Origin of the sequence: Pseudoalteromonas sp. SR43-5, assembly GCF_014163835.1 — a bacterium.
Classification (GTDB): domain Bacteria; phylum Pseudomonadota; class Gammaproteobacteria; order Enterobacterales; family Alteromonadaceae; genus Pseudoalteromonas; species Pseudoalteromonas distincta.
This window is the reverse complement of the sequence record NZ_JACJEA010000062.1, coordinates 1-3,456: the sequence shown is the minus strand read 5'-3', so window position 1 is coordinate 3,456 and position 3,456 is coordinate 1. Positions and strand designations below refer to the sequence as shown.

Here is a 3,456-nt window from a genome sequence, read left to right as displayed (position 1 = left end):
TCAACCAAACTTACTTGACGCTTTCTTGCAATTGCCATAAGACACCCTGCTTGTTTTTTATACTGACAAAAGCCTAGTACTACGTTTGCTAAACTGCAAAATTAAGATGGGTGTCTTGTTTATTGTTTGTTGTGCTAAACTGCAAAATTAAGATGGGTGTCTTGTTTATTGTTTCTCCATATAAAATTATCTTTTTAAATAAATTACTCAGGGTATCCCACACGTTAATTGCATAAATAAACGTTTCGCTTTGTATTTCCAATTAAGTGTTTGTTTTCGCTCAGGCTCAGGCGTCCACCGTTGCCATGGTTTGGTTATTTCGGGTTCTGGCTCGTCGCTGTACCAATCTATTTTGAATGCCTCAGCATAGAGCTCATCATATATTTCGGTTTGTTGTGCAAAACTCATGTCACGCCAGTAAACCTCAGGGCGATTGTTGTGCCTATCAAACTCAGCGGTAATTGAATCTAGGTGCCTGTAACCCTCATATTCAGGTATATCAGGTAATGGCTTGGTGTTATCCATAAAGCGCACTAGGCGCTCCCAAAATAACAAACAATAAATTGGGTTTTGTGCTAACTCTGTCACTACAATAGTCATTTTTGTTTGTGGGTATTTATCTATGTTTTTATGGGAGAGTCTTGGAAAAATGCTCGCGAGCCCGACTGTGAGGTGCTTTCGTTTATTAATGAGCACTGCATATCTCGCCAATCAAAGCAGCAATTACCAAATTCATCGCGCTCGTCACAACCAGGAATATCAAAGGTGTAACCGACTTTACCTGTTTGACGATCAAAATACGCTAACTTAGGAGGCGCCATCCGATCCCAGAGTGGTTGGAGATTTAAAAATATAAGGTTCCCTATAAGCACCAAGGATAATAGAGTCAGCGGGTAAGGCTCTGAGCCAAATGGAATCCACCATAATGTAAATAACCCTATAAAAGAACTACCTGTGAACCCTAAAAACATGGGACCATTACCGCATGAATGGACTTGAAAGCGCTGGGGATTACTACTAAAAACTGATTTATCATCATATAACCAATTAGCTAAAAAGCATAACCCATTAAACATTTTCCGCAGATACAGCGTATCGCCTTCTTCATAGAATTGATTGAAAATTGTTTTTTTAGGTAATGGGCCACCTAAGTACTTAAATATACCCATACTATTTTAACTAAATAACCTAGGAAGCACTTATGCTACCTAGGTTTAAATTCCTTTTATGATTGTTAAAGAACTACGGTTAGTTAATCGATTTGAAATCCTGGTTCTTCATGGAAAATAGAAAGCTGTTTTTAATGTGTTTTCCACAGTTTACAAATCTATCATCAAAAATGATGTAAATTTTTGCCACAAGGTTTTCCCAAACTTAATTTCACTCTCAGGCTTGATGTTATCTGCGTATTTCCATGGAAATTTAAATATATCCGGTGGCGTTAACTTTTTAATAGGTTTACCCGCCAATAGATTATCGAGCTGCTCTTCGTCATTAAATTCTTTTCTAAGCTCATCATCAGCTTGATTCATTTTCTTTAAAAATGACTTATCTACTCGATACCAAAAGTACTTAGGGCGACCATTCGCTTTATCAAATTCAGCGGTCGTTTTATCAAACTCTCGGTAATACTCAAATTGTGGGATATCAGCCAGAGGTTGGGTTACATCCATAAAGTTTTGTAATAATTCCCAATGGATTAATGCTGGAGTAATTTGATTTGCATACGTTTTTTCATACCTCATACTATATTTATAGTGTAGCAATGAAAAACCACGATAAGGATAACCACTTTGAGGGTTGTTCTGTACTTTGTAATGGGCATTGAATTCTTCAAATGGTGCAATCTCAAGGTCTTTCGCATTTTGGCTAGGAACTTCAACTGTTCCATTTAAACGATTAAATTTGATGGTAAAATTATATTTAAAACGAAAAAATGGGAGTACTATCAAACTTATTACTTTTGAGCTAAACCAAATAATCACTAAAACCCAAAAAAAATCAAGAGCAAGACTGGTTGCACCTAAAGCAAATGTTATTGAAGGGATAAAAATAATAAACCACAAATTAATAAAGTGCAGTACAACCCAAGAAGAAATTATAAAATCAATAAAATTAGCAGGAATAGTATTCATTGCCAGTTTTAACTTTTTATCTATTTCGAAAAGTGATCTGCAATCTTCGGCGCTTCCATTTAAATTATCCTTGTAAAATAAGGTTTGAGAACTATCAAAGCAATGGCCAAATACGCTGCAGCCTCTTGGATACATAACTTGTTTACTCTGATAACGACAGTAAGCAGATTCGCGTTCATCAGTTGCTATTTCATCTCTAAATTTTGTATTTTGCTTACCTCTGTAAACAGTTTCAGCATACTCTTCAAGCATATTTTATTTCCTTTATTATCCATGCTTTATCTGGTTGCTCACCTTTATCCCAATCATTTCGCTCATCAATATCCACATAAGGCAAGGTCACATTTTTATCTAACCGATACTGTACTTTCACTTGCCAATCAACGTCAAAGTTTAATGGCCACATTGATAAAATCGGGACAATATACTGAAATCCATTTATCGCCCCTGATTCAGTGCTCTCTTTTTGGACTATTTGCCAGTTTTTATGATCGTGTCGAAATTCTTGCTCAAAATGTAAAACTCCCTCATCTTCTATCTGATAAACTTGAACGAATACCTCTGACTGCCCTAACGCAAAGTTTGGTGTGTCTATATCAATGGTTAATTGGCAATGGGTGTCGGTGAGTTTATTTACACCTAATGTGACATTTGGGTTCATCAATGTGCCTACTAATGCGGCATAGCATTCTTTAGGGTTTATTGCCCACTTTTCATAGCTACCAGCACAGCGATCGTCTTCATCTTGTGCAAAGGGGCCATTCTTTGCCCAAGTTTCTAACTCATTATCCGTTACCAAAATAGCTATGATTGCAATTAGCAATCCTATAGCGATTATTGCCCAACCTAGAGGTGTAGTGAACAAAGCCGCACCAATATGCATAAAACCAGCTATAGCGACAGCCCCACCTAAAGCGTGAAAAAATGCCGCATCCATATCATTTTTTTGGAAGGACTTATAGACATCATATGAAGTAATTACTAAAGCCAATGTAAGCCCAGCTCTTGCCAAAACTTTTGAAAGCTGAAAAGTGCTAGTTCTAATTCTAATATCTTTTATTAAAAAATCAGAAACTGAAGTAACCCTAATAGAAACAACCTCAAGCGATAAAGTCGCAAGACTAAAGATAAGGTTTATCGAATCAAGGGCAAACTTAGCATCTACCTTGTCTCCTGCATTAAATTTTTTAATCATTTCATTAGCATTAAACATTTCAAACGCTAGCATCACCATTGGTAAGTTATGCTCTAAAACTCTCACGCCTTTTAGCTTGACTGTATCAACAGCACCTAGCTTAAAGTCAGGATTATCATATACTTT

General features: G+C 36.5%; 4 protein-coding genes. All 4 read right to left on the bottom strand.

All coding sequences use genetic code 11. The features are described 5' to 3' along the window. Nucleotides 1-207: 207 nt before the first annotated feature. Entirely contained in the window at nucleotides 208-588 is a 381-nt protein-coding gene (locus H5090_RS20960) for a hypothetical protein (protein ID WP_259395152.1), read from the bottom strand. 32 nt (nucleotides 589-620) lie between these two features. Next, complete coding sequence (locus H5090_RS20955) at nucleotides 621-821, bottom strand: hypothetical protein (protein ID WP_259395151.1); 201 nt, start codon at nucleotides 819-821, stop codon at nucleotides 621-623. A gap of 498 nt (nucleotides 822-1,319) precedes the next feature. Next, complete coding sequence (locus H5090_RS20390) at nucleotides 1,320-2,387, bottom strand: hypothetical protein (protein ID WP_182696611.1); 1,068 nt, start codon at nucleotides 2,385-2,387, stop codon at nucleotides 1,320-1,322. Beyond that, on the bottom strand, nucleotides 2,380-3,456 hold a 1,077-nt coding region (locus H5090_RS20385; RefSeq protein ID WP_182696610.1), incomplete at its 5' end, for a hypothetical protein. The genes H5090_RS20385 and H5090_RS20390, both read right to left, overlap by 8 nt.